General features: G+C 64.1%; 26 protein-coding genes and 1 pseudogene. 18 read left to right on the forward strand and 9 right to left on the reverse strand.

From position 1 onward, the window contains the following. Positions 1-10 precede the first annotated feature (10 nt). The 3 genes from AS156_RS06260 to AS156_RS06270 form a co-directional block, all read right to left on the reverse strand. Positions 11-847: an IS5 family transposase gene (locus tag AS156_RS06260; protein WP_066499812.1), complete on the reverse strand. Its 837-nt coding sequence runs from the start codon at positions 845-847 to the stop codon at positions 11-13. A 126-nt stretch (positions 848-973) separates the two neighbouring features. After that, complete coding sequence (locus AS156_RS06265; protein WP_066501444.1) at positions 974-1,705, reverse strand: adenylate/guanylate cyclase domain-containing protein; 732 nt, start codon at positions 1,703-1,705, stop codon at positions 974-976. Between the two features lie 86 nt (positions 1,706-1,791). Further along, positions 1,792-2,043: a PilZ domain-containing protein gene (locus AS156_RS06270; RefSeq protein WP_066501447.1), complete on the reverse strand. Its 252-nt coding sequence runs from the start codon at positions 2,041-2,043 to the stop codon at positions 1,792-1,794. Positions 2,044-2,304: 261 nt separating this feature from the next. On the opposite strand from AS156_RS06270, the gene AS156_RS06275 reads away from it, so the two are divergent. From AS156_RS06275 to AS156_RS06285, 4 genes are all read left to right on the forward strand, one after another. Next, positions 2,305-3,711 (forward strand): MFS transporter, encoded by a 1,407-nt coding sequence (locus AS156_RS06275; RefSeq protein ID WP_066501449.1) that lies wholly within the window; start codon positions 2,305-2,307, stop codon positions 3,709-3,711. Between the two features lie 11 nt (positions 3,712-3,722). Then, a partial coding sequence (locus AS156_RS40390; protein WP_347336612.1) for an acyl-CoA dehydrogenase family protein occupies positions 3,723-4,223 on the forward strand: 501 nt, incomplete at its 3' end. Between the two features lie 187 nt (positions 4,224-4,410). After that, positions 4,411-4,899, forward strand: a complete 489-nt coding sequence (locus AS156_RS45925) for an acyl-CoA dehydrogenase family protein (RefSeq protein WP_430641781.1) — start codon at positions 4,411-4,413, stop codon at positions 4,897-4,899. Between the two features lie 24 nt (positions 4,900-4,923). Then, positions 4,924-5,325, forward strand: a complete 402-nt coding sequence (locus AS156_RS06285) for a VOC family protein (protein ID WP_066501451.1) — start codon at positions 4,924-4,926, stop codon at positions 5,323-5,325. A gap of 190 nt (positions 5,326-5,515) precedes the next feature. On the opposite strand, the gene AS156_RS06290 is transcribed toward AS156_RS06285, so the two are convergent. Then, entirely contained in the window at positions 5,516-6,268 is a 753-nt protein-coding gene (locus tag AS156_RS06290) for a Spy/CpxP family protein refolding chaperone (protein WP_066501557.1), read from the reverse strand. Between the two features lie 476 nt (positions 6,269-6,744). On the opposite strand from AS156_RS06290, the gene AS156_RS06295 reads away from it, so the two are divergent. The 8 genes from AS156_RS06295 (at position 6,745) to AS156_RS06330 (ending at position 15,167) form a co-directional block, all read left to right on the forward strand. Then, entirely contained in the window at positions 6,745-8,085 is a 1,341-nt protein-coding gene (locus AS156_RS06295; RefSeq protein WP_066501453.1) for an ABC transporter substrate-binding protein, read from the forward strand. A gap of 120 nt (positions 8,086-8,205) precedes the next feature. Further along, positions 8,206-9,138: a carbohydrate ABC transporter permease gene (locus tag AS156_RS06300; protein WP_066501456.1), complete on the forward strand. Its 933-nt coding sequence runs from the start codon at positions 8,206-8,208 to the stop codon at positions 9,136-9,138. Next, positions 9,138-10,049 (forward strand): carbohydrate ABC transporter permease, encoded by a 912-nt coding sequence (locus AS156_RS06305; RefSeq protein ID WP_066501458.1) that lies wholly within the window; start codon positions 9,138-9,140, stop codon positions 10,047-10,049. The genes AS156_RS06300 and AS156_RS06305 overlap by 1 nt, the downstream gene beginning before the upstream one ends. A gap of 4 nt (positions 10,050-10,053) precedes the next feature. After that, positions 10,054-11,154, forward strand: coding sequence for an ABC transporter ATP-binding protein (locus AS156_RS06310; protein ID WP_066501461.1), 1,101 nt, complete (start codon positions 10,054-10,056; stop codon positions 11,152-11,154). A 29-nt stretch (positions 11,155-11,183) separates the two neighbouring features. Then, on the forward strand, positions 11,184-12,173 hold the full coding sequence (locus AS156_RS06315) for a hydroxyacid dehydrogenase (RefSeq protein WP_066501463.1): 990 nt from the start codon (positions 11,184-11,186) through the stop codon (positions 12,171-12,173). A gap of 67 nt (positions 12,174-12,240) precedes the next feature. Beyond that, complete coding sequence (locus tag AS156_RS06320; protein ID WP_066501562.1) at positions 12,241-13,665, forward strand: amidase; 1,425 nt, start codon at positions 12,241-12,243, stop codon at positions 13,663-13,665. A 78-nt stretch (positions 13,666-13,743) separates the two neighbouring features. After that, a complete protein-coding gene (locus AS156_RS06325) occupies positions 13,744-14,295 on the forward strand; it encodes a hypothetical protein (protein WP_066501467.1) in 552 nt (183 codons plus the stop codon). Positions 14,296-14,387: 92 nt separating this feature from the next. After that, positions 14,388-15,167 carry a transporter substrate-binding domain-containing protein gene (locus tag AS156_RS06330; protein WP_066501565.1) on the forward strand — a complete coding sequence of 260 codons (780 nt, stop codon included), beginning with the start codon at positions 14,388-14,390 and terminating at the stop codon, positions 15,165-15,167. A 77-nt stretch (positions 15,168-15,244) separates the two neighbouring features. Here AS156_RS06330 and AS156_RS06335 read toward each other — a convergent pair whose 3' ends face one another. Next, a complete protein-coding gene (locus AS156_RS06335) occupies positions 15,245-15,649 on the reverse strand; it encodes a (R)-mandelonitrile lyase (protein ID WP_066501468.1) in 405 nt (134 codons plus the stop codon). 23 nt (positions 15,650-15,672) lie between these two features. After that, on the reverse strand, positions 15,673-16,371 hold the full coding sequence (locus AS156_RS06340; RefSeq protein ID WP_066501471.1) for a ribonuclease activity regulator RraA: 699 nt from the start codon (positions 16,369-16,371) through the stop codon (positions 15,673-15,675). Between the two features lie 213 nt (positions 16,372-16,584). Between AS156_RS06340 and AS156_RS06345 the strand changes: the two genes are divergently transcribed. From AS156_RS06345 to AS156_RS06360, 5 genes and pseudogenes are all read left to right on the forward strand, one after another. Further along, positions 16,585-17,088, forward strand: a 504-nt coding sequence (locus tag AS156_RS06345; protein ID WP_245312568.1) for a 5-oxoprolinase subunit B family protein, incomplete at its 3' end; no start/stop codon positions are given. Between the two features lie 2 nt (positions 17,089-17,090). Then, positions 17,091-17,316, forward strand: a pseudogene (locus AS156_RS43990) (carboxyltransferase domain-containing protein); the annotation flags it as partial. Next, entirely contained in the window at positions 17,313-18,347 is a 1,035-nt protein-coding gene (locus AS156_RS06350) for a 5-oxoprolinase subunit C family protein (protein ID WP_066501474.1), read from the forward strand. The pseudogene AS156_RS43990 and the gene AS156_RS06350, both read left to right, overlap by 4 nt. Before the next feature lie 30 nt (positions 18,348-18,377). Further along, positions 18,378-19,151, forward strand: a complete 774-nt coding sequence (locus tag AS156_RS06355) for a LamB/YcsF family protein (RefSeq protein WP_066501477.1) — start codon at positions 18,378-18,380, stop codon at positions 19,149-19,151. 146 nt (positions 19,152-19,297) lie between these two features. Next, positions 19,298-19,702, forward strand: a complete 405-nt coding sequence (locus tag AS156_RS06360) for a hypothetical protein (protein ID WP_066501478.1) — start codon at positions 19,298-19,300, stop codon at positions 19,700-19,702. Positions 19,703-19,782: 80 nt separating this feature from the next. On the opposite strand, the gene AS156_RS41805 is transcribed toward AS156_RS06360, so the two are convergent. From AS156_RS41805 to AS156_RS06370, 3 genes are all read right to left on the reverse strand, one after another. Next, positions 19,783-19,935 (reverse strand): hypothetical protein, encoded by a 153-nt coding sequence (locus AS156_RS41805; RefSeq protein WP_201456000.1) that lies wholly within the window; start codon positions 19,933-19,935, stop codon positions 19,783-19,785. Positions 19,936-20,196: 261 nt separating this feature from the next. Then, on the reverse strand, positions 20,197-21,354 hold the full coding sequence (locus AS156_RS06365; protein ID WP_066501480.1) for a CmpA/NrtA family ABC transporter substrate-binding protein: 1,158 nt from the start codon (positions 21,352-21,354) through the stop codon (positions 20,197-20,199). Then, complete coding sequence (locus tag AS156_RS06370; protein WP_066501566.1) at positions 21,351-21,941, reverse strand: ANTAR domain-containing response regulator; 591 nt, start codon at positions 21,939-21,941, stop codon at positions 21,351-21,353. Before AS156_RS06370 ends, AS156_RS06365 begins: the two co-directional genes overlap by 4 nt. 219 nt (positions 21,942-22,160) lie before the next feature. Between AS156_RS06370 and rimO the strand changes: the two genes are divergently transcribed. Then, complete coding sequence (rimO, locus tag AS156_RS06375; protein ID WP_066501482.1) at positions 22,161-23,486, forward strand: 30S ribosomal protein S12 methylthiotransferase RimO; 1,326 nt, start codon at positions 22,161-22,163, stop codon at positions 23,484-23,486. Positions 23,487-23,591 lie beyond the last annotated feature (105 nt).

Genomic DNA, 23,591 nt, shown 5'->3' on the forward strand with positions numbered 1-23,591 from the left:
AGAGTCTGACTCAAAAAGCGTGTTGGGGCCTGGCGAGGCGTCTGATCAGGAGCCTGAGATGGGCGACGAGAAGCCAAGCGACTTCGGTTGCCGCGGAGCCCTCGAAGTCCTTGGCGAGACGACGGCACCTGCCGAACCAGGCAAAGGTACGCTCGACGACCCAGCGTCGGGGTAAGAGCTGGAAGCCTTTGACGCCGGGTGGCCGCTGGACAATATCGATGGTCCATTGGCCGCAATGGGACAGTGCGTCGAGCAGCTGTTTGCCGCGATAGACTCGGTCAGCAAAGACATGCTGAAGCCTGGGGAAGTGTTCTCTCAGATGTTCCAGCAGAGGGACAGCACCGTGGACATCCTGAACGTTGGCGGGATGCACGTGGACTGCCAGCAGCAGACCATTGGTGTCAGTGACGATGTGCCGCTTACGTCCATGAAGGCGCTTGCCGGGGTCGAAGCCGCGTGGCCCGCCGGCCTGCGTCGTCGGAGCCGTCTGGCTATCGATGACGGCAGCCGTCGGTCCCGGCTTGCGCCCGAGTTTCCGCCGCGCTTGCCGGACCAAGGCTCCGACGATCCGGTGCCACCGGCCACTGTCGCGCCAGGCATAAAAATAGCCTTGGACCGTCGAGTATGGCGGGAACTCGCTCGGCAGGGCTCGCCATTGGCAGCCCGTCGACAAAATGTAGAAGATCGCCTGCACGACCTCGCGCAAATCGACTTCCCGCGGGCGTCCTCGTCGCTGTCGCGCCGGCATCTTCCGGGATATCAGCGCCCACTCCGCATCGGTCAGATCGCTTGTGTAGCGCAGCCCTTTGCGTTGATACTCGACACGAGTGATTTCGGTCCACGGCATCGTACCCTCCCTCGAATCTTCGCAAATCCGAAGGAATCACAGCCAACCGAAATCACTCACTCCTTTTTCAGTCAGGCTCTGAGGACGCGCCGGGGCCGTCTTTTTGTTTTTGGCGTTGCCGTTGCTTCACGCTGGAAACAGCGTCACAGGCTGGCCAAAGCCCTTCAGGGCATGATCCGAGCCGCCCGCCGTTATCATGCCGCGGGTTCGATCACGCACGGCCTCGGTGACGAGAATCTCGCCCGATCTCGCCACCGCTTGCGCACGGGCCGCGCGATTGACGACGGTCCCAACGGCCGTCAGGTCGCGGTGGCTTTGCCCGAACTCCCCGAAATTGGTCTCGCCGCTATCCATCCCGATTCCGATTCCAATCTCGAGATCGCCCGCGCCGATGATCTGTCCCAGCTCGGCGCGCCGGCGCCCAAAGCTTTGCTGGATTTCGCGGGCGGCCATGAGCGCCTGCGCCGCATGATCTTCCCGCCGAACCGGAAAATTGAAGATCGCAAACACAGCGTCGCCGATGGTCTTGTTGAGGATGCCGTCGTAGCGCCAGATCGCGGCGGCACAATCGTCGTAGAACGCGTCCAACAGCAGCGTCAGCCCGTTCTGCTCGATGGTTTGCGTCAACGCAGTGTAGCCACGCAGGTCGGCGAACATGATCGTGGCGTCGATGGTGACGGCACGCGCCTTCATGATCTTCGAGAACGCCATCTCGCAAATCGTGCATGTGTTCGGATTCATGCGACTGGGCTTGATGCCGAACAGCCGGAATGGGGCCGACAACGGGCCGCGCAACGGAATCGGCATGTGCAGATTCTGCCAGCAGCCGAGACAGACCGATGCAGGTTCGGGTGTCATTGAAGCACCTGCTGTTCCAGTCATGAAACCGGATCAACGTAGCACCATTATCGGCGTCCCGGCAGATAATTGCCGATGGCACTTGCTCAGGCGGTCGCGACGAAGCTCAGCCCGATCCGGGTCTTCTTGCTCCAGATCACCTGGCACTCGTAGACAACAGAAGCATCATTCGCCAAGACCAGGCGAAAGCGATGCGGGACAAAGGCCGGGTTCTCGACCTCGATGGCCGCCCCCTCCGGCGAGATGTTCACGATCACGCAATGCATGACCGAACCGCCCGACGAGATATAAGCGGGTTCGTTGATCTCGGTTCGCGGATGTTTGCGCTTCTCGTCCATCCGATTGGGTCTTGACCATCCACGCCGAGCCTTGGCGATTGGCGCAGAATTAGTCAACGGGCCCACGCGTCAGCAACCGGCTTACGCACCGAGATTTGTGCGCAGCAGCAAGCCACAGGCGCATCGCCTGGGCGCAGACGAGCCCCGCGCCAGCCCCGGCTTGTCGTCCGCGACGGCAGAAGGATAGCCTTGCAGCATCGGCGGTGCGCTGGCGCGACGCCCGTCCCGAACAAGAACGAACAGGCGCCAAGGGGAGACGCCATGTTCGAGATTCTCGATCGCCGGACGACTCTGACCGGCAACCAGATCAAGATCCTCGCCGCCGCCATCGTCGGCGACGCGCTGGAATTCTTCGACTACTTCCTGATCGGCTTCGTGCTCGCCTTCCTGATCGGGCCGTGGAAGCTCACCTTCGGCCAGTCCGCCACCGTGCTGATGAGCTCCGGCATCGGCGCCATCATCGGCGCCTATCTTTGGGGCTGGCTCGCCGACCGGATCGGGCGCCGTATCGTGTTCATCGGCACGGTGCTGAACTTCTCGATCGCGACCGGCCTGCTCTATTTCACGCCCGATAATGGCTGGATCTATCTGGCGATCCTGCGGTTCTTCGTCGGCACCGGCGTCGGCGGCCTCTATTGCGTCGACCTGCCGCTGGTGCAGGAGTTCGTGCCGTCGCACAAGCGCGGCTGGGTCGGCGGGCTCGTCACCTGCGTGATCCCGCTCGGCGTCGGACTTGGCGCAGTGCTGGGAGCGTTCGTCGGCACCGACCAGTGGCGGCTGTTGTTCGCGATGGGTGTGTTGCCGGCGCTTCTGGTGCTGCTGGTGCGATTGTGGGTCCCGGAGTCGCCGCGCTGGCTGTGCCGGCAAGGACGCTATGACGAAGCCCGCAAGTCGCTCGCGTGGGCGCTGCAGGTCGAGCCGTCGGACCTGCCATTGCCGACCGCAGCCGACGCCGGCCCGATCATCAAGACAAGTTTTCTGGACCTCTTCAAATATCCGCGCAGCCTGATCGTGTCCTGGCTCGGCAATGCCGGCGCCCAGACCGGCGTCTACGGCATCACGCTCTGGGCGCCCGCGCTGTTCGTACTGCTCCTGAAGGCCACGCCGCAGGAGGCTGCCAAGATGATGATCCCGCTCACCATCTCCGGCTTCATCGGCCGCGTGTCGTTCTCCTATTTCTCGGAGCTGTTGGGACGGCGCATCGCGGGCGGCCTGCTCGGCGTCGGCGCCGGGGCGCTGACGATCATGGCCGGCTATCACTACGACTCTACGCTGTTTGGCGTGTCGGCATTCTGGCTGCTGTTGATCGCGGCGTTCTTTTTTGCCGACGGCGGGTTTGCCATCGTCGGGCCGTATGCGGCGGAGGTCTGGCCGTCGCATCTGCGCACCACGGGCATGGGCTCGGCCTATGGATTCGGCGGCATCGGCAAGATCATTGGTCCGGTCGGCCTCGCCCTGATCGTCGGCTCGAACAACTACCTCAAGCCGGACGTGCCCCTGACGCAGATTCCGACCGCCTTCGTCTATCTCGGCTGCTGGTTCCTGATGGCCGGCGCTGTCTATTACTTCGTCGGGATCGAGACCCGGGGCAAGTCGATCGAGCAGATCGACAAGGAACTGAACGCGACGGCCGATGTCGCGGCCTCCGCGACGATCCGGCAGATATGAGGGAGGTGGGCGTGAGCGTGACATCATCCGATCTTGTTGGCGATCACGGCGTGATCGCCCGCGCCGAAGCGATACGGAGCGACGTCGCAGCGGCCTCGGACCACATCGAAACGACGCGCCGGCTGCCGCCTGCGCTGCTCGACCGGCTGCACGAGGCGCGGCTGTTCCGCCTGCTGCTGCCGCGTTCATCGGACGGGATCGAGACCGACCCCGTCACCTTCTTTCACGTCATCGAAACCATCGCCAAGGCCGATGCCTCGACAGCCTGGTGTCTGAGCCAGGCGGGCGGTTGTGCGATGTCGGCCGCCTATCTCGACCTGCCGGTTGCGCAGGAGATCTTCGCCGATCCCCGCGCGGTGCTCGCCTGGGGTCCGGGACCGAAGGTCAAAGCGATCGAGTGCGAAGGCGGGTTCCGCGTCACGGGGTTCTGGTCGTTCGCCTCGGGCGGCCGGCACGCCACCTGGCTCGGCGCCCACTGCCCTATCTATACGGCCGACGGCTCGCCGAGGCGGNGAGCAGGTCGAGCGCACCATGCTGGTGCGCACTGAAGACGTCGTGTGGACCGATATCTGGAACACGGTCGGATTGCGCGGCACGGCGAGCGACCAGTTCGCACTGAACGATTTCTTCGTCCGATCTGACCATTCGATCACCCGCGAATTCGATCGCGAATGCCGCGAGGCCGGCCCGCTATACCGGATGAGCGCGCACACCTGCTACCAAGTCGGCTTTGCCGGCGTCGCGTGTGGCATTGCGCGCAGCGCGCTCGACAATTTCGTCGACGTTGCCCGCAACAAGGTGCCGCGCGGCATGAAGAGCCCGATCCGCGACAATGCCGTGGTGCAGTCCGGCCTGGCGCAGGCCGAGGTCAACCTGCGCGCCGCCCGCGCCTTTCTGCTGCAGTCGATGGCCGATATCTGGAAGGATCTGGTCGCCGGCCACAGCATCAGGGTGGCGCAGCGCGTCACCATCCGCATGGCGGCGACGCACGCGATCCACAAGGCGCGGGAGGCCGTGGACTTCGCCTACAACACCGCCGGCGCGACCGCGATCTTCGAGGGCCATCCGCTCGAGCGCCGTTTCCGCGACATCCATACCGTAACGCAGCAGTTGCAGGGCCGGCTCAGCCATTTCGAGACTGTGGGCGCCTGGATGCTGGGCGCCGATGCCGATCTCGCCTTCGTCTAACCCGGTTTCTCAAGGAGAAGAAGCATGCCATTGGGCGGACTGCAGCATTACACGATCGAGCCACAGAATCTCGAGCGGACCAGGGAGTTCTATTGCGACGTGCTTGGCCTGGAGAACGGCGATCGCCCGCCGCTCGATTTCCCCGGCTACTGGCTCTACTCGGGCGGCCAGGCGACCGTTCATCTGATGGGCACCCGCAAGCCGCGCGACGGCATCGTGGTGCGCGGCACCGAGAGGACATATCAGGACACCGGACGCCTCGACCACATCGCCTTTGCCGCCACCGATGTCGACGGCGTTCGAAAGCGGCTGCAGGCCAGCAACGTCAAATTCCGCGAGCAGATCGTGCCGCGTACCGGCGACACCCAGATCTTCCTTTACGACCCCGATGGCATCGGCGTGGAATTGAATTTCCCTAAGACATGAAAGGACGCCGGGTTCCCGACAAGGCCCTGACTCGGCCATCAGTCGGGCGTCATCCGGTCCGCTTTTCTTCAACATTGAATGACGATGTAGCCGGGCCGCGCCGCTGCGGCAGGATAGCCGGGAGCTGCGCCTTTAACCTACCCCAGGGCCTGGCGGCCCGGCTATTCGTCGCGGCGGGACCGAGTTTGCGTCAGTCGAGTCCACGCTCGTGGCTCAGCCGCACCATCTCGTTGATGAACGCCTGCTTCTGCTTGTCGTCCAGGCTGGCATAGAGCGGCTCCGCGGCATCGGCGACGTTGCGCTGATCAACCGCGCGATCGTTGAGGAACTGGGCCTCATTGCGCATCTGCTCGATGATGTCGTCCGGCGGATCGCGTTGCGCCCGCGCGATGCGCAGGTTGAGGCGGTCGGCGCCGTTGTGGCCGAGATAGTGCATCGCACTGCTGAATTCAGCCCAGTGCTTCTCCTGCTCCGGCGTGAGGTTCAGCTCCTTCTTGATCCGCTCGATATTGGCGTCGCTGTTGGCGACGATCTGCTCAGCGGTGAGCTGCGGCGCCCCGTTCTGGGTCAGGACGGCCGCTTGCTTCGATTCCTTGTCCTTGCCGGCCTTGGCCGACTTCGTACCCTTGGCGCCCTGCCTGTTGCCCGGCGCTGCTGGCTGGGACTGCGCGCTCTTGCCGTTCGCCGCGCTGGGTGGGTTGGCGTTGTTGCCGGTGAACACCCCGGTGACGCCGGTCACCACCCCGACCACGCCGCCGATGGCTCCACCCAACACGCCGCCGACCGGCCCGGCGGCCTTGTTGCCTTCGCGCGCCCCTTTTTCGACGCCCTGCACGATCTGCGCATCGACGATGTGAGGTGCTCCAAGAAGCACGACCCCGGCCGCCGCGAGCGCGACACACAGTTTCCACCGCGGACGCGGCTTCCCTACCGGGATGGGCATTGTCGGGTCTCCATGATCGATGGTGGGATTGAAGGCTTCGAGTCCATGCGGCAGCAATGCGGGTCGGTCGACTGATCCTGACCTTATCGTTTCCAACTTCGCCAAGTCTATTGGTCGCGCCGTCGCGACGGCGGCATGCGCGTTGCCTGAGCCGGCTCGCCGACCAACCGGGAACCTGCGGCTCAACCGCGCACCGGGAGAAGACGTGCGCGCTGCAGCCTGCGCGTGCGGCGCAGCATGATCGCAAAAGCTGCAGCAATCGGGCGTGTAATCGTCATCACTGGCAACGCATGGCCTGCGCTTTGACCACAACATTAGTTCTATGCGCGCAAGTCTGTGATTTCTCGACAGACGCCGGCAATTCTGTTCTGATCAACACCAACGAAATCTCTCGACGTCGCGCGAACGCGGCGCACAAAGAAAACAACGAGATTTCCAAAGTCTTTTGTCCGTCGGCTCGCCAGGGAGGGAATGCCATGTCACGGAAGAAGCTTTCACGACGACAATTCGTTACTGCGACAGCGCTGTCGTCGGCGGCGCTGATCACGGCGCCGTATGTGCGTGGCGCCTATGCTGCCGGAAAGCTCTCCATGGGCTTCTGGGATCATTGGGTGCCGGGTGCCAACAAGGCCTCCACCGAACTCGTCAACGAGTGGGCCGCAAAGGAGAAGGTCGAGGTTCAGCTCGACTACATCACGAGTCAGGGCAACAAGAACATCGTGACGATCGCCGCCGAAGCGCAGGCGAAATCCGGTCACGACATTTTCCAGATGCCGACGTGGTGGCCACAAGCCAACGCCGAGTTGCTCGAGCCGGTCAACGACATCATGGAGCCGCTCATCAAGCTGAACGGCGAGGTTAACGGCACCGTGAAGTATCTTGGCCAGGCCGACGGCAAGTGGCTTGGAGTTCCCGCCAGTGTCGGCAGCCAGATCAAGGGCCCCTGCTCGCGCATCGACTTGATGAAGAAGTACGCCAATATCGACGTGCAGGAGATGTATCCGGCCGGAAGCCCACCGAAGGCCGACAACTGGACCCTGGACACATTCCTGAAGGCGGCCGAAGCTTGCCATAAGGCCGGCTTCCCGTTCGGCATTGGCCTCGGCGAGACCAGCGACAGCGTCGACACCGCGGGCGCGATCTTCCAGTCATTCGGCGCGCAACTCGTCGATGCCAAGGGCAATCTGACCGTCAAGACCGACGCGGTCCGCCAGGCCCTCGACTTCTACAAGAAGCTGATCGCTTTCCTGCCGCCGGACGTGTCGGCCTGGGACGACGCTTCCAACAACAAATGGCTGGTGTCCGGCAAGGGCGCGATGATCATGAACCCGCCAAGCGCATGGGCGGTTGCCAAACGCGATGCGCCGCAGGTCGCCGAGCAATGCTGGACCCACGGTTTCCCGGCCGGCCCCAAGGGACGCTTCGCGCCCTATCTGCCGTTCTTCTGGAACATCTGGTCGTTCTCCAAGAACAAGGAGGCGGCGAAGAGCCTGCTGTCGTTCCTGTCGCAGCCCGCTTCGATCGAGAAGATGGTCGTCGCGAGCGGTGGCTACGATCTGCCTGCCTACGAGAAGCTCACGACCTTGAAGGTATGGGCTGAGGAAGAGCCCCCGAAGGGCACGCTCTACCACTACCCGAACCCCTACCATCACCAGACACTGTCGATTGCGGCGTCGCCCGCGCCGCCCAAGGTCGCGCAGCAAATCTACTTCCAGGCCACGCTGACCAAGATGTGCCTGAGATATTATCAGGGCGAGAGCATGGAGAGCACGCTCGCCTGGGCCGAAGGCGAGTGCGAAGGCTTCATGCGAAGCTGACGACAACCCCGGTCCTCGCGACGGTCCGTCCAATCTCGGCCGCGCGAGGACCTGCCTTCGCATCCCGGCTGCCGCTTCGGCGGCCGGCCGTGCAAACAACCCACGCGAGGGACCTGCGTCATGGTTGATGTCACACTGCAATCGAACCGCGTCGCGCAAGCCACGCGAAGGCGCACGGGCTTGCGCAATGCACTGCGACGCAAGTCGATGGTCGCGTTCCTGATGACGCTACCCTTGATCCTCCTCGTCCTCTTGCTGGTGGTCTATCCGGCCTTCTACTCCGTACACCTGGCGACGCTGAACAAGCCGATGACCAAGTTCGTGGGCTTCGGCAACTTCGAGTTCCTGTTCAGGCGCGACACCTTCTGGCTGGTGGTCAAGCAATCATGCATCTTCGCCATCTCGGCGGTGGTCTTTAAGGCGCTGATCGGCTTCATCGTCGCGCATTTCGTGCACAACGTACCTGCCAAGAAGCAGCGCAAATGGCGCGGCATGCTGCTGGTGCCATGGGTTATCCCGCCGGCGATGAGCACCCTGGCCTGGCTGTGGCTGTTCGACCCCTCTTACAGCGCCTTCAACTACACGCTCGGCCTGTTCGGCATCGGCCCGATCCCCTGGACCGGCGACGCCATGTGGGCGCGTTTCTCGGTCATCCTTGTCAACGTTTGGTACGGCGCGCCGTTCTTCATGATCATGTACCTGGCCGCACTGAAATCGGTGCCCGAACAGCTCTACGAGGCGGCGGCGATCGACGGCGCGAACTGGTGGCAGAAGATCTGGTACGTGACGCTGCCGATGATGCGCAACATCATCGCGATCACGACGCTGTTCTCGCTGATCGTCACCTTCGCGAATTTCGACATCGTGCGCATTCTGACCGCAGGCGGACCGCTCGATCACACCCATATCTTTGCGACCTGGGCGTTCCGCGTCGGCATCGAAGGCAGCGATATCCCGCTCGGCGCCAGCGTCTCGTTGTTCATGGTGCCGATCCTGGCGATCGCGGCGATCTTCATCCTGCGCGACGTCACCAAACGCGGGAATGAAGCCTGATGAGCACGGTCACGATCGACAAGTCCGGCCCCACACGCAAAGTCAAATACGGCAGCATGAGCCGCGACCGCGCCTGGGCGCTGCGCTGGTCCTATTTCTTCCTGGTGCTGTTCGCGATCTTCTCGCTGGTGCCGCCGCTCTACATGCTGATCACGTCGCTGAAGAGCAGCGCCGAGATCTCGGCCGCAACCAATCCGTGGTGGGTCTACCACCCGACACTCAGCAACTACGTCGAGTTGCTGACCTCGAACCAGTTCCTGCGGTTTTTCTGGAATTCGGCCTGGGTGTCCATCATCGTGGTCACCATCACGATGCTGATCAGCGTGCCGGCGGCCTTCGCGCTGGCGCGAATGAAGTTCTGGGGCTCGGCGACGCTCGCGACCGGCGTATTCCTCACCTATCTCATTCCGGACAGCTTGCTGTTCATCCCGCTCTTCAAGATGTTTGCCGTGATCGGCGACTGGACCGGAATCCAGCTCATCAATCGCTGGTACGTGCTGCTGTTCATCTATCCGACGCTGACGGTGCCGTTCTGCACCTGGATCATGATCGGCTATTTCGCCTCGATCCCCAAGGAGCTTGACGAAGCCGCGATCATCGATGGCGCGAGCTGGTTCCAGACGCTGACGCGGATCTTCATCCCGGTCGCGTTGCCGGGCCTGATCGCGGCCACGATCTTCGCCTTCACCGTCTCCTGGGCCCAGTTCCTTTATCCGCTGGTGTTCACGACCTCGACCGACCAGCTCGTGCTGCCCGTGGGCATCATCACGACCCTGATCAAGGGCGACGTGTTCAACTGGGGCCAGATCATGACCGGTGCCCTGCTCGGCGCCGCGCCGCCGCTGATCATCTACGCCTTCCTGATGGACTACTACATTGCCGGCCTGACCGCCGGTGCGACAAAGGGTTGAACTGATGGCTGACGTTACGTTGCGCAAGGTGGTGAAGCGTTACGACGACGTCGAGGCGGTGCGCGGCATCGACCTCGACATCGCCGATCATGAGTTCGTGGTGCTGGTCGGGCCGTCGGGCTGCGGCAAGTCGACCACGCTCAGGATGATCGCCGGCCTAGAGGACATCTCCGACGGCGACATCATGATCGGCGGCGACGTCGTCAACGATGTGCCGCCGAAGGACCGCGACATCGCGATGGTGTTCCAGAACTACGCGCTCTACCCGCACATGACGGTGGCCGAGAACATGTCGTTCGGGCTCAGGCTGAAGCACTATCCGAAGGCCGAGATCAAGACCCGGGTCGCCGAAGCGGCGCGCATGCTCGACATCACCGACCTGGTCGACCGCAAGCCGAAGCAACTCTCCGGCGGCCAGCGCCAGCGCGTCGCGATGGGCCGCGCCATCGTGCGCAATCCGAAAGTGTTCCTGTTCGACGAGCCGCTGTCCAACCTCGACGCCAAGCTTCGCGTGCAGATGCGGATCGAGATCAAGAAGGTGCACCAGAAGGTGCGCACCACGACCGTCTATGTCACCCACGACCAGGTCGAGGCGATGACGCTGGCCGACCGCGTGGTGGTGATGAATCACGGGCGCATCGAACAGATCGGCACGCCCAACGAGCTCTATCACAAGCCGGCGACCCGGTTCGTTGCGAGCTTCATCGGCTCGCCGGCGATGAATTTCGTGCCGTGCCGCCTCGAGGACGACGCCGGCAAACTGAATCTGCGGCTGACCGACCGCCTCGCCTTCCCGGTGCCGCCACAGCGTGCGGCCCGCTACCAGGCCGTGCCACGAACCGACAAGTTGCTGCTGGGCATCCGGCCGGAGCATATCGCCGAGTCCAGGCCGCATGCCGAGTCCGGGGTCGAGCCGTTCGAAGCGACGCTCGACGTCACAGAGCCGATGGGCATGGAGACGCTGGTTTATTTCACGCTCGATGGCACTCCGCTCTGCGGCCGGGTCAGTCCGAATGCCGGCGCGCAGGATGGCAGCCCGCTCCGATTGGCTGTGGACCTTAACAATATGCATTTGCTAAACGAGGTGACCGGCGCCGTCCTTTGACGGCGCACAAGAAACCTCAAGGGCAGGAAATGGCCACCAACAAGAACAAGATTTTCGTCACCCAGACATTGTCGCCGGGGGCACGGGCTCTCCTTAATGCACGGGACGACGTCGAACTCGTCGAATTTCCGAACCTGATCTCCGCCAAGGATTTCCAGGCCATGCTGGAGCAGCACGCGCCGGTCCATGGCGTGGCGCTCGGCGCGACCCGCTTCGGCGAGCCGGAGCTCGAAGCATCCAAGGACATGAAGGTCGTGACGCGGATCGGCGTCGGTTATGACGCCGTCGACGTGCCCGCGCTGTCCCGCCGCAAGGTGCCGCTGATGGTCGCCGGCACCGCGAACTCGCCCTCGGTCGCCGAACAGGCGTTGTTCATGATGCTGACGCTCGCCAAGCGCGCCCAGGAGATGCACAGCGTGGTGAAGGACGGCACCTGGGCCAGCCGGCTCGGCGTGCTGCCTTACGATCTCTACGGCAAGACGGTCTTGATCGTGGGCTTCGGGCGCATCGGGACTCGCACCGCCAAGCGCTGCCTTGCGATGGAAATGAACGTGCTGGTGTACGATCCCTACAAGCCCGCCAGCGAGATCACGGCGGCCGGCTGCGAAGCAGTGCCGGATCTCGACGCGGCACTGCCGCGCGCGGATTTCGTCACTATTCATTGCCCGAAGGCACCCGAGACGGTCGGCATGTTCAACGCGGCCCGGTTCAGGCACATGAAGCCGACGGCCTACCTCATCAACACCGCGCGCGGCGGCATCGTCGATGAGAAGGCGCTGCACGATGCGCTGGTGTCGGGCAAGCTCGCGGGCGCCGGCCTCGACGTGTTCGAAGTCGAACCCCCGCCGGTCGGCCAGCCCCTGCACGGCCTGCCGAACGTCATCATGGCGCCGCATGTTGCCGGCGTCACCGTCGAAGCGGTCGATCGCATGAGCGAGCAGACGGCCCGCAATATCCTGAGCGTTCTTGACGGCAATCCGTTGCGCCAGAACGTGATCAACCAGGACGTCCTCGGCTGAGCTTTCAGTCTTCCTCGTTCCCGCCGCGGCCGATTCAACGGTCGGCCCGGCGATGCGGAGCATGATGATGGGTTTCAAGGAATTCGGCGACTATGATGCGGTCGGCCTGGCCGAGCTCGTTCGCAAGAAGGACGTGACGCCAAAAGAGCTGCTTGACGAGGCCATCGCCCGCACGGCGAAGGTCGACCCGCAGATCAATGCTGTCGTCGTCAAGCATTACGACTACGCCGAGCGCCAGATCGCCAAGGGCTTGCCGGACGGTCCGTTCACCGGTGTGCCGTTCCTCCTCAAGGATCTCGATCTCCTCGAAGGCACGCGCACCACGTCGGGCGCAAGCTCATTGAAGGATTTCGTCGCCGATCACAACGGCACGCTCACCCAGCGTTTCCTCGATTCGGGCCTCGCCATCTTCGGCAAGAGCTCGAGTCCAGAATTCGGGTTGATGCCGACGACGGAAACCCGCCTGTTCGGTCCGACCCGCAACCCCTGGAATCTCGACCATTCGTCGGGCGGTTCGTCCGGCGGTGCCGGCGCGGCGGTCGCCGCGCGCATCCTGCCCGCGGCGCATGCCAGCGACGGCGGCGGCTCGATCCGCATTCCTGCATCCGCCTCGGGCGTGTTCGGCATGAAGCCGACGCGGGCGCGCAACCCGGTGGGTCCGGACCGCGGCGAAGGCTGGGGCGGCTTCTCCGTCGGGCATGTGCTCAGCATCAGCGTTCGCGACAGCGCTGTGATGATGGACACGGTCCATGGCGCCGAACCGTCGAGCCCCTATGTCGCGCGTCCGCCGGAACGGCCGTTTTCGCAGGAGGTCGGGCGCGATCCCGGCCAGCTTCGGATCAGCTTCACCGACAAGTCGCCCTATGGCGACGCCATCGATCCCGAGATCGCCGCGGCCGTCCGCGACATCGCCAAGCTCCTTGCGGGTCTTGGCCATCATGTCGAGGAGCGCGCGCCACCGCTTGCCGCCGATCCCGCCCCGGTGATGACCACGATCGTCGGCGGCAACACGGCGTTGACAGTGCGGCTGCTCGAGCAACGTTTCGGCCGGACCTTGACCTCTGACGACGTCGAGCACCTCACGCTCGCCAGCGCGCAGAATTCGATGAAGCTGACCCCGGCGGACTACGTCGCCGCGCAGCTCGCAGCGTTCCAGATTTCCAGGGGGCTCGCGACCTTCTTCGAGGAATGCGACATCTTCCTCAGCCCGACCCTGTGCACGCCACCGGTTCGGCTCGGCGAGCTGAACACGATGGCCGAAGATCTGAGCCACATCGCGCCGATCCTGCGCCGCTACATGCCAGGCACCTCGATGTTCAATATGTCCGGGCAGCCGGCGATGTCGGTGCCACTCGCCTGGAACAAGGCCGGACTGCCACTCGGAATGATGTTCGCGGCCAAGCTCGGCGAGGAAGGACGGCTGTTCCGTCTCGCCGGCCAGCTCGAACAGGTCCGCCCCTGGCGGGACCGGCGTCCGCCGGTTTGCGCCTAGGCTGACAAAGGGGAGCCAAGTCAGGTAGATAGGAGTCGGGCTGGCACGTCCGGCCGGCACCTGCCTGGAGGCCAAACAGTGACTCACGACGACCCGACCGACAATGCGCTTGCGGCGATCGCGAGCATTCTCGATCAGTCAACGACACCTCCCGAACGGCCCAAATCCGAGGCAAAGGCATTCGACCCCGAGGAGCCGGCGGTAGCCGTTGCCCTGCCGCCGCCTCTGTCACAGTCGACCGAGCCCGAGCCGACCGAACCGGAATCAGCCAAACCAGAGCCAGCTGAACCCGAGCAGAGCGAACCTGAGCCGGCTCAACCTGAGCAAGTTCAACCGGAGCCGATCCGACCGATCGAGGCCAACGGCTATTCCAAGACCGGTCCCGGCCCGATGGCCGCGCTCCGCTTCCGCTGGACGGTGCGCGAGGATGGGGGGCGCTACTATGTCGACGAGACCGTTGGCGAGGGAGCGACCCCGCTCGTCAACGGCCCGATGGATGGCGACGCTGCGATCAAGTTCGTCGATAATCGTGAGGCCGAGGCGCACCGGCGCTTCGAGCATTTCAAGCGCGAGATGATCAATCGTAGCGCACCCACCCATCTCGAGCACAAGGACAACGACGAGGCCTAGGCTTGCGTCGATCGATCCAGGCTCCCATGAAAACGGACAGGTAGTAGCGCGAGCCGGTTCGCCCGCGATCATCGAATTTGACGGAGAAGTTGATGTTTCGTGTATTGGCCGGCCTCGCTCTGGCATTGCTCGTTTCGTCGGCGCAGGCCCAGCAGTCGCAAACACCGTCGCGCCTCGACGAGATCGTCAAGCGCGGCACGCTGCGCGTCGGCATGACCGGCGACTACCTGCCGTTCACCTATCTCGACAAGGAGACGAAGACGTTCCGCGGCTTCGATGTCGACATGGCGCAGGCGCTCGGCAAGGCGCTGGGCGTCACGGTCGAGTTCGTGCCGACGTCATGGCCGCAGATGATGAAGGATTTCGATGCCGACGATTTCGACATCGCGATGGGCGGCGTGTCGATCACCTTCGACCGCCAGAAGAAGGGCCTGTTCTCGACCCCGATCATGCGCGAAGGCAAGACGCCGATCGCGCGCTGTGCCGACAAGGACAAGTACGACACGCTCGCCGAGATCGACAAGGCGGGCACCCGCGTCATCGTCAATCCCGGTGGCACCAACGAGCGCTTCGCGCGCGCCAACGTCAAAAGCGCCGATATCCGTGTGTTCGCCGACAACACCAAGATATTCGACGAGATTGCCAAGGGCGACGCCGACCTGATGATGACCGACGCATCCGAGACGCGTTACCAGCAGAAGCTGCATCCGGGCGTGCTCTGCGCGGTGCATCCCGACAAGCCGTTCGACTTCTCGGAAAAGGCCTATTGGCTGCAGCGTGACGTGGCGCTGAAGGCCTTTGTGGACCAGTGGCTACACATCGCGAAGGAAGACGGCTCCTACAAGAAAATCTACGCCGCGTGGTTTGAATAGCCGGCGCGACGTCGTAGCCCGGAATCAAAAAAGCCCCGCCGCTGGCGGGGCTTTTCCTTTTGGCTACCGGCGGCGCATCAGCCGACCTTGCCGTTGTATTCCTCGTCGGTGACGTGCTCCATCCAGGTCGAATAGACGCCGTCGAGCGCCTCCTGCATGGCAACATGGGTCATGCTGTTGCCCGGCGATGCGCCGTGCCAGTGCTTCTCGTTCGGCGGAATCCAAACGACGTCGCCCGGACGGATTTCCCTGATCGGGCCGCCCTTGGCCTGCACGCGGCCGATGCCGGAGATCACATAGAGCGTCTGGCCGAGCGGATGGCTGTGCCAGGCGGTCCGCGCGCCGGGCTCAAACGACACCCGCGAGGCGTTCAGCCGCGCCGGCGCAGGCGCCATGTTGATGGGGTCCTGCAGCACGGTGCCGGTAAAATTCTCCTTCGGCGCGCGGCGGGTCGGCCGCGAGCCGGCAACGTGGATATCCATGGGGTTACCTCGCTTTCTTGAAGTTACTTCTTGCTTGCGGCGTAGCGCGCCTTGGTTTCGGCATTCATCGGGTAGAGGCCGGGCAGCTGGGCACCGTTGTTCACCTCGTTGACGATCCAGGCCTCCATCCGTTCCTGCTCCGGCCCTTCGGCCAGCACATGATCGAGGAACGCCTGCGGAATCAGGACCGCGCCGTCCTGATCGGCGACCACGACGTCGTTCGGGAACACGGCAACGCCGCCGCAACCGATCGGCTCGCCCCAGCCGACAAAGGTCAGGCCCGCCACCGACGGTGGCGCCGCATAGCCGTCGCACCACACCGGAAGGCCGGTGCCGAGCACGCCCTCGACGTCGCGCACCACGCCATCGGTGATCAAGGCCGTCACCCCGCGCTTGACCATCCGCGCGCAGAGGATGTCGCCGAAGATGCCGGCATCGGTGATGCCCATGGCATCCACCACGGCGATGTAGCCGGCCGGCATGGCCTCGATCGCGGTGCGGGTCGAGATCGGCGACGACCACGACTCCGGCGTCGCGAGATCCTCACGGGCCGGCACGAAGCGCAGCGTGAAGGCGGGCCCGACCAGCCGCTTTGCGCCCGGCCGCAGCGGCTTGGTGCCGCGCATCCAGATGTTGCGCAGCCCCTTCTTGAGCAGGACCGTGGTGATGGTGGCGGTGGACACGTGCGACAGCGTAGCGATCGCTTCGGCAGACAGGGACATCGGGACTTAGGCTCCGGTGGAAGGAAACAGACGGCCGCATCTTGCGGGGCCGAGCCCTTGCGTCAAGGGCCGTGCCAAAATCCAGCGATCATCCAAACTTATCGCAGGCATGCCGATTAATTTATTGAAGTTGCTACATCATTTTGCACGACGCGAATTCCGTTTCGCTTCAAAACACGCTAGCTTGATGCCTGACGAGTCCGCTTTGATCCTATGGCCGAAACCCTAAGCCCTCCCCGCCTCTTGCCGAGTGGCGACAGCGCCATCACGGTGGAATTCAGCCGAACTATCGACGATGCCGCCAACCGGCGGGTGCTGGCGCTCGACCGGGTCATCGCCGCGGAGCCGATTGCAGGCATCACCGAGACCGTGCCGACCTATCGGTCGTTGCTGGTGCATTACGATCCCGTGCAGGTCACCTTTGACGCGCTCGGCGGGCAACTGCTTGCGCGGGCGGCGAAGGCGCTGTCGACCGAGGCCGGCACGCGGCGCTGGCGCATCCCCGTCGCCTACGGCGGCGAGAATGGCATCGACCTCGAGGACGTCGCGAAATCGCTCGACACCACACCCGACGAGATCGTCGCGCGCCACGTCGGCGGCGACTATCGCGTCGCCATGATCGGCTTTACCCCCGGCTGGTCCTATCTCAGCGGTCTGGAAAAGTTCCTGCACATGCCGCGGCGGAAGGATCCGCGGCTGCTGACACCGGCGGGCACCNNCTCGATCGGCGGCATCCAGACCGGCGTGCAGTGCCTAGCCGGTCCGAGCGGCTGGCACCTGCTCGGCCGCACTCCTGTCAGAACCTACCAATTGCACCGCGATCCGATCTTCCTGCTGGAGCCGGGTGACGCCATCACCTTCACGGCAGTGGACGCCAAGACCTTCGCGGAACAGGACCGCGCCGCCGAAGCCGGCGAATTCATCGCCGAACTGGTGACGCCATGAGCAAGCTCGTCGTTGCCTCGATCGGTCCGGCAAGTTCGGTTCAGGACGGCGGCCGCCCGGGCTCGCAGCGCTACGGTCTGACGCCGAGCGGTGCGATGGACCGGCTGGCGCTCGCCGCCGCCAACTCGCTTGTCGGCAATGATCTGTTGGCAGCCGCGGTCGAGATCGGCCCGTTCGGCGCCGCCTTCACCGCACGCGGCGGCGCTGTCCGTGTCGGGCTTGCAGGTGCGCCACGCAATGCAGATATCGCCGGCCGCGCGATTGACTTCAACAGTTCAGCGACGCTGGCCGACGGCGAGACCCTCACCCTCGGCTTTGCCCGCGGCGGATCGTTCAGCTACCTCGCGATCGAACACGGCATCGAAGGCGAGCCGATGTTCGGCAGCCTCGCCGTGAACGCCCGCGCCGGGCTCGGCAGTCCCTATCCGCGACCGCTGCAGAATGGCGATGAGCTGAAGACGCAAGCTGCGAGCGGCGCAGCCGAGCGCCGGATCGAACTTCCGGCCGCCGGCGATGCGCCGGTCCGCATCGTGTTCGGACCGCAGGACGACGAATTCTCAGAAGAGGCCAAGAAGCTGTTCCTCGACAGCGAGTGGAAGATATCCGCAACAAGCGACCGCATGGGCTACCGGCTCGAAGGTCCCGTCATCAAGCATCTCGACGGCCACAACATCGTGTCCGACGGCACCGTGAACGGCAGCATCCAGGTGCCCGGCAACGGCCAGCCGATCGTGCTGATGCCGGATCGCGGCACCAGCGGCGGCTACCCCAAGATCGCGACCGTGATCACGGCCGATTTCGGACGCTTCGCCCAGATCTCCGCCGGCCGCCCGTTCCGCTTCAAGGCCGTCACGATGGCGGAAGCGCAGGCGGAAGCGAAGAAGTTCCAGGAACTGTTGCGCTCTCTGTCCGACCGGTTGCGTGGCATCGAGGATTTCGGCCTCAACATCGAGGCACTCAGAGATGCTAATGTCGCGGGCCAGGCGGTCAGCGCCATCGATGCCGCGACCTGGCAGGTCGCCGTGCCCTAAATCAACACCAACAACAACGGAGCGATCGTCATGACCTCAACCATCGATCTCAATTGCGATCTCGGCGAGAGCTTCGGTCCGTGGGAAATGGGCAATGACGCCGCCATGATCGAGCTCGCGACCTCGGTCAACGTCGCCTGCGGCTTCCACGCCGGCGACGCCGACATCATGCGCCACACGGTCGAGTTGGCGAAGGCGCGCGGCGTCAGCGTCGGCGCGCATCCCGGCTACCGCGACCTGCACGGCTTCGGCCGCCGCCCGGTGCCCGGACTGAAGTCATCCGAGATCGAGAACCTCGTCGCCTACCAGATCGGCGCGCTGCAGGCGATCGCGACTGCCGCGGGCCACAAGGTCACGCATGTGAAGGCGCATGGCGCACTCTCCAACGTCGCCTGCGAGGACGACATGACCGCAAAGGCCATCGCCAGCGCGATCAAGGCGGTCGACCCGAGCCTGGTGTTCGTGGTGCTCGCGAATTCGAAGCTGGTGCGCGCCGGTGAAGCCGCCAATCTGCGGATGGCGCATGAGGTGTTCGCCGATCGCGCCTATGAGGACGACGGCAATCTGGTCTCGCGCAAGAAGCCCGGCGCGGTGCTGCACGATCCCAAGGCGATCGCCGACCGCGTGGTGCGGATGGTGCAGGATGGCGCAGTGGTGTCCGTCACCGGCAAGGTGATCAAGATGCAGACCGATACCGTGTGCATCCACGGCGACACCCGCGGCGCCGTCGAGATCGCGCGCGGCGTGCGCGAGGCGTTGAAGACTGCCGGCATCACGGTGGCGCCGTTCACGACGGCGCATTGAATTGCCGGCGCACAAACAAAAGGGCCGGCGCACCGCCGACCCTTTTAGATTCCGTTAAGAGTCTTCCTAAACCCAAACTTGCCGATTGGTTGGTAGGTGCAGCTTCCGAGCCTTCACGTTCCTTTTAGAACATTGGGTACGAAAGCATGTTCCGCACCAGTCTCTCCCTAGCCATTGCCGCGGTTGCCACGGCCGCTTTCACAGGCGCAGCTTCCGCCGGCTGCTACAGCTGCTACACGCCGCCGCCCCAGCCCTGCGCGACCTGCTATCAGGTGCAGACCGTGCCGCCGCAGTATCGCACGGTGCAGGAAACCGTGATGGTGGCTCCGGGGCGCGTCGTCGCGCATCGCACGCCGGCGCAGTATCGTACCGTGATGGTGCCGAAGACGGTGATGGTCGCACCCGGCGGCGTTGCCTATGAGCGCATTCCGGCGCAATACGCCACGCGCGAACACGTCCAGATGGTCTCGCCGGGCTATTCCTACTACGCGCCGGTCCAGCCGACCTGTAACACCTGCGGCGGCGGATACAGCTACGGGTACGGATACTGACCGCACCGATTCCACATCCTCGTAAAGAGAAAGCCGCCGCCTGGGGACATCAGACGGCGGCTTTTCAATTTCTTGGCGCCTCAGAACGGATGAATGGACAGCGTCCCGAACACGATCGCCGCGATCACCGCAAAGGCGCTGTAGAGCGCCACCGTGTGAATGCCGGAGCCGGTCTTTCGTGACAGGTTACGCGCGTAAAGATGCAGGCGGGCTTCCGCCGATAGCTCGCGCATGGTCGATCTCCAACGCCCCATTTGCAGGCTTATGGAATATCGTTGGCGCGTGGGTTCAAGGGGGCGGCAAAAATAGCGATGCTGCCGCCTTCGGGAACCCGGTTCCGAGAGGGAAATTCTTTCGCGCGACTTCGACCGAGAATCTTATTCGGTGCAATTCAAGGCATCCGGAACCCGCGCCAATCCCGCAACAACCAAAAATCTCGAAAACAACCCCAAGCAAAGTAGCCGGAAGGTGGAGCTGAGGCTACTGCCCCGCACTCAGGGCCTCCAGCGCCCGATCTTGAAGGCGGCCAGATGCCCGGGAACGTCGTTGGGATCGAAGGCTGGCCCCGCGAACGCGCCGATGGGATTGGGAGTTCCGACAGATCGCCCCAAAGCCGCGTCGTAGAGATCCGGCCGGAACACGGCCATGGCAGCCTTCAGCGCTTCCGGCCTGAACGGCGCCTGTCCCCAGCGGACCATCTGGGCATAGAGCCAGGCGGCCTGCGCCGGATCGGGCCGCGCCGCAGCCTCGCGCCCGACCAGGAGATAGCGGCGGCTTTCGCGCATGGTGCCGTCGGGCGCGATCTTCAGCCTGCCGTCGAGCGTGCGCTGGATGACGCTGGCGTCGACGCCGATCCGTTCGGGCTGCGCGAGGATGTGAGCCACCTCGGGCCGGTTCTCCGGCTCCTCGATGAACTCCGCGGCACGCAGATGCGCGCGCAGCAGCGCCGCCACCACGTCGGGGTGCTTGTCCGACCAGCTCTGGCGCAACGCCAGCACCTTCTCGACCGCGCTGAGCAGGATGTCGGCGACGAAATGCAGGATATGGCCGATGCCGAGATCGACCGCGATCGAATTCCAGGGCGCGCCGACGCAGAACGCATCGACGTGACCGTTGGCGAGGCTGTCCACCATGTAGGGCGGCGGCAGCACCACGAGCTGGACGTCCTCGTCGGGATCGACGCCGCCGGCCGCCATCCAGAACCGCAATTGGTAATTGTGGGTGGAGAACGGAAACGTCATGCCGAAGGTCAGCGGCTCGGCGCCGCTCTTGCGCCGCTTCGCCACCACGCGGGAGAGCGCACGCGACGTGGCCATCGGATCGAAACGGTCGCCGTCGATCTCCTCCATCAAGGCTGCGTGCAGCGCCGGCGACACCGTGATGGCGTTGCCGTTGAGCCCGAGATTGAACGGAGCTGCGATCGGCACCTTGACGTGGCCGAGCCCGAGGTGTGATGCGATCGCGACCGGCGCCAGCAGATGGGCGGCATCGAACAGGCCGATATTCAGCTTGTCGCGAACGTTCGACCACGACACTTCCCGCACCAGCGTGACGTCGAGGCCCTCAGTGGCGGCAAATCCCTTGTCGACGGCCACGATCAGCGCGGCGGCGTCGACCAGCGGAATGAACCCGATGCGCAATGGTCCGGTCATTTGAGCAGCTCCGACGCCGTCAGGATCGATTGCGCGATCTCCCCAATCTTCTTCTTCTCGCGCATGGCGGTCGAGCGCATCAGCACGTAGGCCTCCTCCTCGGTGAGCCCCTTCATCTTCATCAGGATGCCCTTGGCGCGGTCGATCACCTTGCGCTCCTCCAGCGCATGCTTGGTGCGGTCGAGCTCGTCCTGCAGCTTGGAAAAAGCGTTGAAGCGGGAGACGCAGAGATCGAGGATCGGCTTGATGCGCTCCTTCTTCAGGCCGTCGACGATGTAGGCCGAGACCCCCGCATCCACCGAGGCCTGGATCGAAGCGGCGTCGCTCTGGTCGACGAACATCGCGATCGGCCGGCGGACGGCGCGGCTGACCTGGAACATCTGTTCCAGCACGTCGCGGCTCGGGTTCTCGAGGTCGATGACGATGATATCGGGGTCGAGCCCGTAGATCCGCGCGAGCAGGCTCTGCATCTCGCTGATATGGACGACGTCGGTGTACCCCGCCTCCCGCAGCCCCTCCTCCAGGATGGCTGCGCGGATCGGGCTCTCGTCGACGATGACGATCTTGGGAGACGACTCAGCGCTCATCGACCACTCGCGCATGATGCGATCCGACGGGATCGTATCATGCTCTCATTCTTTTGTTCGGACGCGTTTTCTTCACGCGAACCGGTACCCACTTCGCTCGAAAACGCGCTCCGAGGACCCGGTATGAGCCATCCATAACACGTCAATCGGCCCGGCAAAGGGTTGTAATTCTCGGCAATTGGGACTAGCTCCTGCCCATTCATCAGGCAGATCAGAGATATGCAGCAGGCCGCCGCGCCGAAAGTGAGCTTTGTGTCCTTGGGATGCCCCAAGGCATTGGTCGATTCCGAGCGCATCATCACGAGGTTGCGCGCGGAAGGCTATGAGCTCGCGCGCAAGCATGATGGCGCCGATATCGTGATCGTCAATACCTGCGGCTTCCTCGACAGCGCCAAGCAGGAATCGCTGTCGGCGATCGGCGAGGCCATGGCCGAGAACGGCAAGGTGATCGTCACCGGCTGCATGGGCGCCGAGCCCGAGCAGATCGAGACCGCCTATCCCGGCGTACTTTCGATCACCGGTCCGCAGCAATATGAGAGCGTGCTCGAGGCCGTGCACCGCGCGTTGCCACCGGCACACAATCCGCATCTCGACCTGGTGCCGCCGCAGGGCGTGAAGCTGACGCCGCGGCACTACGCCTATTTGAAGATTTCCGAGGGCTGCAACAACCGCTGCAGCTTCTGCATCATCCCGAAGCTGCGCGGCGATCTCGTCTCGCGCCCGGCCAACGACGTGCTGCGCGAGGCCGAGCGGCTGGTGAAGGCCGGCGTCAAGGAATTGCTTGTTATCTCGCAGGACACCTCGGCCTATGGCGTCGACCTGAAATATGCCGAGAGCCCGTGGCAGGATCGCAGCGTCCGCGCCAAGTTCTTTGACCTTGCAAAGGAACTGGGCGAGCTCGGCGCCTGGGTCCGGCTGCAATATGTCTATCCCTACCCGCATGTCGACGAGGTCATCGGCCTGATGACCGAGGGCAAGGTGCTGCCCTATCTCGACATCCCGTTCCAGCACGCGAGCCCCGACGTGTTGCGCGCGATGAAGCGACCGGCCGCGCAGGAGAAGACGCTCGCCCGGATCCAGAAGTGGCGCGAGCAGTGCCCCGAGCTGACGCTGCGCTCGACCTTCATCGTCGGCTTCCCCGGCGAGACAGACGCCGATTTCGCCTATCTGCTCGACTGGCTGGAGGAAGCCCAGATCGACCGCCTCGGCTGCTTCAAATACGAACCGGTCGCCGGCGCTTCGTCGAACGCGATTGCCAATGCCGTGCCAGACGAGGTCAAGCAGGAGCGCTGGAATGCGCTGATGGCACGTCAGCAGAAGATTTCGACCAGGCGCCTGAAGCGCAAGGTCGGCACCCGCCAGCAGGTGATCGTCGATGAGGTCGGTCCGACCGTGGCGAAGGGCCGGTCAAAAGCCGACGCGCCTGACATCGACGGCGCCGTCTATCTCTCCAGCCGCCGCCCGCTGAAGGTCGGCGAGATCGTCACCGCGAAGATCGAACGCTCCGACCCATACGATCTGCACGGCAGCGTCGCGGGATTCTGACGCTTGACATGATCTGGCGTTCGGCTGTATGGGCCTGCGCCATGAACCTGAACCGGACCAACCGCCGCGCCATCTGCCGTCGTCGTACCAACGACGATGATGGGT

It is taken from the genome of Bradyrhizobium macuxiense (assembly GCF_001542415.1).
GTDB classification, from domain to species: domain Bacteria; phylum Pseudomonadota; class Alphaproteobacteria; order Rhizobiales; family Xanthobacteraceae; genus Bradyrhizobium; species Bradyrhizobium macuxiense.

What these genes read in the sequence shown, in the direction of transcription:
- AS156_RS41805 (WP_201456000.1), bottom strand. Translation starts at nt 19,935, where the DNA reads ATGCGCGAGCTATCGGCGGAAGCCCGCCTGCATCTTTACGCGCGTAAC.
- AS156_RS06295 (WP_066501453.1), top strand. Translation starts at nt 6,745, where the DNA reads ATGTCACGGAAGAAGCTTTCACGACGACAATTCGTTACTGCGACAGCG.
- rimO (WP_066501482.1), top strand. Translation starts at nt 22,161, where the DNA reads ATGCAGCAGGCCGCCGCGCCGAAAGTGAGCTTTGTGTCCTTGGGATGC.
- AS156_RS06340 (WP_066501471.1), bottom strand. Translation starts at nt 16,371, where the DNA reads ATGTCCCTGTCTGCCGAAGCGATCGCTACGCTGTCGCACGTGTCCACC.
- AS156_RS45925 (WP_430641781.1), top strand. Translation starts at nt 4,411, where the DNA reads ATGAGCGCGCACACCTGCTACCAAGTCGGCTTTGCCGGCGTCGCGTGT.
- AS156_RS06355 (WP_066501477.1), top strand. Translation starts at nt 18,378, where the DNA reads ATGACCTCAACCATCGATCTCAATTGCGATCTCGGCGAGAGCTTCGGT.
- AS156_RS06300 (WP_066501456.1), top strand. Translation starts at nt 8,206, where the DNA reads ATGGTTGATGTCACACTGCAATCGAACCGCGTCGCGCAAGCCACGCGA.
- AS156_RS06275 (WP_066501449.1), top strand. Translation starts at nt 2,305, where the DNA reads ATGTTCGAGATTCTCGATCGCCGGACGACTCTGACCGGCAACCAGATC.
- AS156_RS06360 (WP_066501478.1), top strand. Translation starts at nt 19,298, where the DNA reads ATGTTCCGCACCAGTCTCTCCCTAGCCATTGCCGCGGTTGCCACGGCC.
- AS156_RS06365 (WP_066501480.1), bottom strand. Translation starts at nt 21,354, where the DNA reads ATGACCGGACCATTGCGCATCGGGTTCATTCCGCTGGTCGACGCCGCC.
- AS156_RS06315 (WP_066501463.1), top strand. Translation starts at nt 11,184, where the DNA reads ATGGCCACCAACAAGAACAAGATTTTCGTCACCCAGACATTGTCGCCG.
- AS156_RS06290 (WP_066501557.1), bottom strand. Translation starts at nt 6,268, where the DNA reads ATGCCCATCCCGGTAGGGAAGCCGCGTCCGCGGTGGAAACTGTGTGTC.
- AS156_RS06335 (WP_066501468.1), bottom strand. Translation starts at nt 15,649, where the DNA reads ATGGATATCCACGTTGCCGGCTCGCGGCCGACCCGCCGCGCGCCGAAG.
- AS156_RS06320 (WP_066501562.1), top strand. Translation starts at nt 12,241, where the DNA reads ATGGGTTTCAAGGAATTCGGCGACTATGATGCGGTCGGCCTGGCCGAG.
- AS156_RS06330 (WP_066501565.1), top strand. Translation starts at nt 14,388, where the DNA reads ATGTTTCGTGTATTGGCCGGCCTCGCTCTGGCATTGCTCGTTTCGTCG.
- AS156_RS06260 (WP_066499812.1), bottom strand. Translation starts at nt 847, where the DNA reads ATGCCGTGGACCGAAATCACTCGTGTCGAGTATCAACGCAAAGGGCTG.
- AS156_RS06265 (WP_066501444.1), bottom strand. Translation starts at nt 1,705, where the DNA reads ATGACACCCGAACCTGCATCGGTCTGTCTCGGCTGCTGGCAGAATCTG.
- AS156_RS06270 (WP_066501447.1), bottom strand. Translation starts at nt 2,043, where the DNA reads ATGGACGAGAAGCGCAAACATCCGCGAACCGAGATCAACGAACCCGCT.
- AS156_RS06310 (WP_066501461.1), top strand. Translation starts at nt 10,054, where the DNA reads ATGGCTGACGTTACGTTGCGCAAGGTGGTGAAGCGTTACGACGACGTC.
- AS156_RS06285 (WP_066501451.1), top strand. Translation starts at nt 4,924, where the DNA reads ATGCCATTGGGCGGACTGCAGCATTACACGATCGAGCCACAGAATCTC.
- AS156_RS06305 (WP_066501458.1), top strand. Translation starts at nt 9,138, where the DNA reads ATGAGCACGGTCACGATCGACAAGTCCGGCCCCACACGCAAAGTCAAA.
- AS156_RS06370 (WP_066501566.1), bottom strand. Translation starts at nt 21,941, where the DNA reads ATGAGCGCTGAGTCGTCTCCCAAGATCGTCATCGTCGACGAGAGCCCG.
- AS156_RS06350 (WP_066501474.1), top strand. Translation starts at nt 17,313, where the DNA reads ATGAGCAAGCTCGTCGTTGCCTCGATCGGTCCGGCAAGTTCGGTTCAG.